We start from the raw sequence: 6,129 nt of genomic DNA on the forward strand, positions 1-6,129 counted from the left end.
ACCAGGACGGGGCCCGCCGGTCGCGTGGCGTCGGCCACCGCGCCGACGACGGCCAGCGCGGCCAGGTAGGCGCCGACGGTACCGAGCCGCAGCCCGCGCCGTGCCGCCACCGCGAAGCCGTGCGCCAGCCGGGGCGGAGCCGCCCACGGCGCGGCGGCCCCCAGGGCGAGGACCAGCAGCACCAGGGCGGTGCCGAACCAGAACAGCGCGTAGAACAGCAGGGCGCCGGCACCCAGCAGCAGCGCCGACGCGAGGAACGCCCCCGGTAGTACGAGGGCGTAGTAGCGGGCCGCGTACCGCAGGGCCTGCCCGCGCGGGCCGCCCAGCACGAAGGCCAGCACGGTGACGCGCACGGCGAGACACGCGGCGAGCCCGGCGACGAACTGCGGATAACCGGACGTGAACCGCATGAGCAGCCGCAGATCGGCGATCAGGTCCAGCGGCGGCAGCGCCACGAGGTGCACCAGCCCGGGCCACCGCGGCAGGACGCCGGCCGCGGCGAGTACCGTGACGGCTCCGGCGAGCACGAGGAGCGCCACGGGCCGTACGGCCGTGCCACGCACCGTTCCTCGCCGGTGTTTCCGTCCGGGTGTGCTCCGCCCGCGCACGCTCAGTCCGACCCCGCCAGGCGCTCCCACCGCACCCGGTAGCGGTCCCCGTGCTCGGCGAGGAAGGAGTCCAGCCGGGACAGCGCGAGCGGTCCGGGCATCGGACAGCGGGTGGGGAGGTCGCGGAGCGCCCGCTGGTACCGGGCGTAGTGGGAGAAGTCGAGCGGGAACCTGTCCGGCTGCGCACCGAGCCAGCCGCCCCCGGCGCGGCTACGGGCGAACAGGGACTCCCACCGCTCCGCCGGCACCAGGCCGACCGACTCGACGCCGTGGTTGAACAGGGTGAGCCGGATGTCGTCGAAGGGCTCCGCCCGGTCCAGGTACGCGTTCACCGCCTGGAACGCGGGCTCGGTGTTGAACTCCGTCCAGAAGGGAACCGACCCGGTGCGCAGGGCCCACCACGGCTCCATCACGATGAACGACTCGACGAGCAGCCGGTTCGCGGGGATGCCGCGCTGCCCGTACCACCACCGGTACAGGTCGGCCACCAGCGGGCTGAGGGCCTGCGGTTCGGGGAAGGCGACCCGTACCACGCGGTGACCGCACTCCCGGGCCACCCGCAGGATGTCGTCGAGGAGGGCGGGTTCGAAGCCCCACTCGGCCTCGGGGCTGCGGCCGTCGGGCTCCGGCGCCTCCCACCGCTCGCGCGGGGAGCCGTACCGCCGCAGGTAGGCGGCGACGCGCGGGCCGCCCTCGCGGTACTCCTCCTCGGTCGCCCCGCCGACCGCGCCGTGCTGGAACAGGTGGCGGTCGGCGATCTGGCGCGTGGGCCAGGTCTGCCCGCAGTCGATCACGAAGACGGTGCCGCCAGGCGACAGCCGCTCCCTCAGGAACCGCTCGTACGCCGCTCCCAGCAGCAGCCGCTTGACGCGGAAGTACGTCATCGTCCGGATCATCAGCCGGTCCTGCACCGCGTCGTGCATGTGGTGCAACTGGATGTCCGGGTTGCGGTCGAGCACCCTGCGGGCCGGCCCCAGCGCGGCGCCCAGTGCTTCGACGGGGTCGTCCGGGTCCACCCGCTGCCGGACCGGCACGAGGAACGTCTGGGGGAGCCACGGGATGCCCAGCGCCGCGCACAGGTGGACCGCCGCGCCGTTCGACGAGCCGACGGCGACGCCCGGGAAGCGCCTCTCGGGATACTGCGCGGCCGCCCACGCGGCCAGCTCCCCGGCGTCGAACCGGTCGAGGCGGCGCGGCGGCACGGTCTCCACCCAGCCGCTCATGATGTACACGAGCTCGCGGGCCCTGCGCGGCAGGGAGTTCACCAGCCGGGCCGGGGGCTGGAGGAGGGGGTTGAAGCCGAGGGCGGGGAAGTCGCGGCCCGACAGGTACCGGGCGGTGGCGCGCACCATCGCCGCCGCGGAGTCGAAGCCTGCGAGGTAGCGGGGTGCGCGCACGGGTCAGGACCTCCGTTCGGTGCCGAGATGCTCCGTCAGGAACGGCAGCGCCACGTCCACGAGCGCGTCCGGCGACTCGTGGACCATCGCGTGGAGCCCGCCGTCCACTTCCACCAGCCGCCCACCGGCGAGGCCGGCCACCCGGGCCGCCCACTGCGGCGAGACGAACGGGTCGGCCGTCCCCCGCACGACCAGCGTGGGCACCGTGACGTGGGGCAGCCGTTCCTCGATGGCGTCGGCGAGCGCGTGGCGGAGCAATCGCACCGGGCGCCGCGGACCGGCGCGCAGATAGTCGCGGGCCAGGATGCGGCGCAGTCGCCAGGACTGGGTGCTTGCCTCGCTCAGCCACGGACGCAGCAGCCGGGCCGTCGACCGCATCGCGGGATCCACCGTCGGCGAGGTGAGCACCAGGGCGCGGACCGCCCCGGGATGCCGGGCCGCCAGGGCGGCGGCGATCTGACAGCCGAAGGAGTTGGCGAGCAGCGCTCCTCCCTCCGCCCCGGCCGCCCGCAGCCACGCCCGCAGGCAGTCGGCCAGCTCGGTGACGGACAGCACTCGCCCCGGGCGGCGGCTGCGCCCGAAACCGGGGAGATCGGGCGCGTACACCCGGAAGGTGCCCGCCAGCCGCTCGGCCGTCGGCACGGCGTACGCACCGGACACCACGAAACCGGGAACCAGCACGACGGGCGGCGCCGTCCGCGAGCGGCACCACACACGGGCGACGATCGTCCACCCGGGGCCCGTGAGCCGCACGTGGCGCGGTGGCATACTCGTGGTTTCCGGCATATCAGCGACATTACGGGAAGTTTCGGGGTGGCGGAGGAAGCGGCCGTGAGCGTGTCCGGCCACCCTGCGCCGGGGCGAGCCGGCGCGGGCGGATCAGGCGCGTCAGGTCGCGGTAGACCCGCACCCGGCGCCGTACCGTGAGCGCCGGGAGGTCGCCGAACGCCACCCTGCGGTACCAGTGGCCGGGGCCCACGGCCCGGAGGTCGAGGATGCGCCGGGCCACCTGGTCGCTGAACGGCAGCCAGTCACCGACCTGGATCTCGAACGGCATCACCTCGACGGCCAGCGTGCCCAGCGGCGGCCGCGGCACACCGGGGGCGAGGGTGACCGGCTGCCGCGGTCTCCGGCCGCCCGACGGCATCGGCGAAACGGTCCACCGTCGCCGTACGGAAAAACGATTCGCCAGTGCGGCGAGCGAAGGTGGCGCGTACGCGCCGCGGTGCGGACCGGTGTTCGGGTCGGTCAAGGAGTTCCTCTCCGTAGGGCAGGGGGACCGGCGAGGGCGGGCGGCTGCCCCGCCCGATGGGACAGCCGCCGCTCTCGCGCCGCCGGAGGGCGAGGCGGCGCGGGACACCCGCCGTCACAGCCGTGGGGGATTGATTACGGCTGTGGGCGTTGCAAGGCGCTCTCTCGTCCCTCCGGCGGCTCTCCCAGCTTCACCGTGCGGCCGGGCGCTGTCATCGGTATCCCGGAGAGATGGGTATGCGGATACGGGCCGGAGGCGGCGCATCCGTATACGTACGCGCACATGAACGGCCGTCGTCAGTCGGGCATCGGTGGGATGTCCCTGCGGGACGTGATGCCGAGCTTCGCGAGGATGTGCACGACGTGGGCGTCGGCCGTCCGCTTGGAGATCACCAGCCGTTCCGCGATCTCCCGGTTGCACAGCCCCCGCGCCACCAGCGCGGCCACCTCACGCTCCCGCGGCGTCAGCGCCCGCACGCCCGCCGCCTCCGCCGGTGCGCGCCGCGCGCCCGGCACGGACACGGCCACGGACGACGCCGGGGCGGGCGGGACGTCCGCGTCCCCCTGGGCGTCCGCATCCTTGTGGGCGTCCGCGTCCTCGTGGACGTCCGGGCCCTCCGGGGCGTCCGCGTCCTCCCGTACCGCCGCCAGCACCTCCGACCCCGACATCCGCGCACCCGCCTGCCAGCACCGCTCGAACCGCTCGCGCCCGAGTGCCTCCCGCACCGTCCGCTGCACGGACTCCTGCTGCTCCAGGAGCGACGGCAGCATGGCGACCGGGTCACCGCCGAAGCGGCGGGCGTTCTCGGCGTACCCGAGCAGGCGCGCCGCCCTGGCGTAACGTTCATGCAGCGCGGAGTGCCAGGCCAGGACGAGGCAGGCCAGCGCGGCCACCAGCACCTCGCCGACCTCGCTCGCGGCCTCCAGACCGCGCCGCAGCGGATCCGTGCTCGCCTCGTGCTCGCCCGCGAGCCAACGGATCACGCCCTGGACGACCAGCGTGGACCCGTACAACTGCCGGTCGCCCGTCCCCTGGAGGAACGCGAGGCCCGTCCCGCACAGACCGAGCGCCCCGGCCGTGTCGCCCAGCACCGCCCGCAGCAGCGCGCCCTCGCAGTGCACGACCGCGATGCCGAGCCCGTCGTCGGCGGCGATGATGCGGCGCCGCGCGTCCTCCAGCTCCGCCATGCCGTTCTCGACGTCGCCGCTCAGCGCCGTCATGGCCCCGAGGTACGCGTCGGTGAACCGGGCCACACGCTCGTCGCCCGTACGCGCGGCCGTCTCACGCGCCTGCGTGAACCGGTCCACGGCCCTCTCCAGGTCCGCCGTCCACACGGCGAACACGCCCGTCATGAACAGCCCCCACGCCCGCTCCGAGCAGTCCGCGCGAACCAGGGACAGCCCCTTGTCGATCCAGAACCGGCCCTCGGACAGGGTTCCTGCGGCACGCCAGTACGCCGCGAGCTGCGCGGCGAGCCGCAGCCCGTGCACCGCGCGCTCCTCGGAGGCGAACGCGTGCCGCAGCGCCGCCCGTACGTCGGCGATCCGGTCGCGCAGGGCCCGGTGCAGCGTGACCTGGGCCGGCGTCAGGAACTCGTCCCAGAACCGCCGCCCCAGCTCCCGGTGGAACTCCAGGTGCCGGTCGCGCACGGCGGCCGCGCCGCCGCCGTCTGCCTGCTCCAGCCGGGCCGCCCCGTACTCGCGGATCGTGTCCAGCAGGCGATAGCGGGTGCCGGTGTCGCCCAGGCGCTGGAGCACCGACTTGTCGACGAGGCCGATCAGCGTCTCCAGCACCTCGTCGCGCGCCAGGTCGCCGCCCCCGCACACCGCCTCGGCCGCGGACACGTCGAAGGGACCGGCGAACACCGACAGCCGCGCCCACAGCAGCCGTTCGCGCGGCGTGCACAGCTCGTACGACCAGCCGATCGCCGTACGGAGCGTCTGGTGCCGCGTGTGCGCGGACCGCCGGCCGCCGGTGAGGACCTCGAACCGCTGGTCGAGCCGCGCCACCAGCTCCGCGAGCGGCACCGCCCGCAGCCGCACCGCCGCCAGCTCCAGGGCCAGCGGAATCCCGTCGAGGCGTTCGACGAGCGCGGTGACGCGGGCCCGGTCACCGTCGTCCGAGACGGCGAAGCCGGGCACGACGGCCGCCGCGCGCTGCGCGAACAGCTCCGACGCGTCGGACGGCCCCAGCGGCCTGACCGGTACGCAGCGCTCACCGGGCACGTCGAGCGGCTGCCGGCTCGTGGCCAGGACGCTCACGCCCTCGGCCTCGCGCAGCAGAAGGTCGCAGAGGACCCCGCAGGCGTCCACGAGGTGCTCGCACGTGTCGAGGACGATCAGCAGCCGGCGCTCCCGCAGATGCGCGACGACGGCGTCGATCGGGGCCATGCCCGACTGCTCGGGCAGTTCCAGGACCGTGGCGAGCGTGGAGGGCAGCAGCTCCGCGTGGCGCAGCGCCGACAGCTCCACGAGCCACACGCCGTCCGGGAACCGCTCCTTCAGCAGGGCGGCGCCCCGCAGCGCCGTGCGGCTCTTGCCGACGCCGCCGGGACCCACCAGCGTGACCAGCCGGTTCCCGGCTAACTCCCGTCTGATGAGGTCGAGTTCGTCGGCGCGTCCGACGAAGCTCGTGCGCTCGACGGGGAGATCCCCGCCGCGCTGCTGTCCGAATCCGAAACCCATGCCACCCCCGTAGCACTTGACGTACGCCGCATGGCTGAAACGCGGCGCGCCACAGCGTATGCAGCGCCCTGTGGGGGTCGACGGACCGCGCCGTCAATCCACTCGATCGGGCCATTGTGCTGCGCCCACATACGGACGGCGGGGGCGGCGACCGCGCCGGGCCGGCCGGCCACCGGGGTGGCCGAGAA

At 74.7% G+C, this 6,129-nt stretch carries 5 protein-coding genes; all 5 read right to left on the bottom strand.

Going from position 1 to position 6,129, the window contains the following annotated elements; genetic code table 11:
- Positions 1-563: hypothetical protein (locus tag HTZ82_RS05895; RefSeq protein ID WP_217623715.1), on the bottom strand; the 563-nt coding region annotated here is incomplete at its 3' end.
- 47 nt (positions 564-610) lie between these two features.
- Complete coding sequence (locus tag HTZ82_RS05900) at positions 611-2,005, bottom strand: hypothetical protein (protein ID WP_175408207.1); 1,395 nt, start codon at positions 2,003-2,005, stop codon at positions 611-613.
- A 3-nt stretch (positions 2,006-2,008) separates the two neighbouring features.
- A complete protein-coding gene (locus HTZ82_RS05905) occupies positions 2,009-2,773 on the bottom strand; it encodes an alpha/beta fold hydrolase (protein WP_175408208.1) in 765 nt (254 codons plus the stop codon).
- Positions 2,774-2,801: 28 nt separating this feature from the next.
- Positions 2,802-3,257 carry a hypothetical protein gene (locus HTZ82_RS05910; protein WP_175408209.1) on the bottom strand — a complete coding sequence of 152 codons (456 nt, stop codon included), beginning with the start codon at positions 3,255-3,257 and terminating at the stop codon, positions 2,802-2,804.
- Between the two features lie 296 nt (positions 3,258-3,553).
- The gene (locus HTZ82_RS05915; RefSeq protein WP_175408210.1) at positions 3,554-5,941 is read right to left on the bottom strand and encodes a LuxR C-terminal-related transcriptional regulator; all 2,388 of its coding nucleotides are present in this window, start codon (positions 5,939-5,941) and stop codon (positions 3,554-3,556) included.
- Positions 5,942-6,129 lie beyond the last annotated feature (188 nt).

It is taken from the genome of Streptomyces sp. TRM64462 (assembly GCF_013362995.1).
GTDB lineage: Bacteria > Actinomycetota > Actinomycetes > Streptomycetales > Streptomycetaceae > Streptomyces.

Coding starts and splice junctions, on each gene's coding strand:
- HTZ82_RS05905 (WP_175408208.1), bottom strand. CDS start 2,773: ATGCCACCGCGCCACGTGCGGCTCACGGGCCCCGGGTGGACGATCGTC.
- HTZ82_RS05915 (WP_175408210.1), bottom strand. CDS start 5,941: ATGGGTTTCGGATTCGGACAGCAGCGCGGCGGGGATCTCCCCGTCGAG.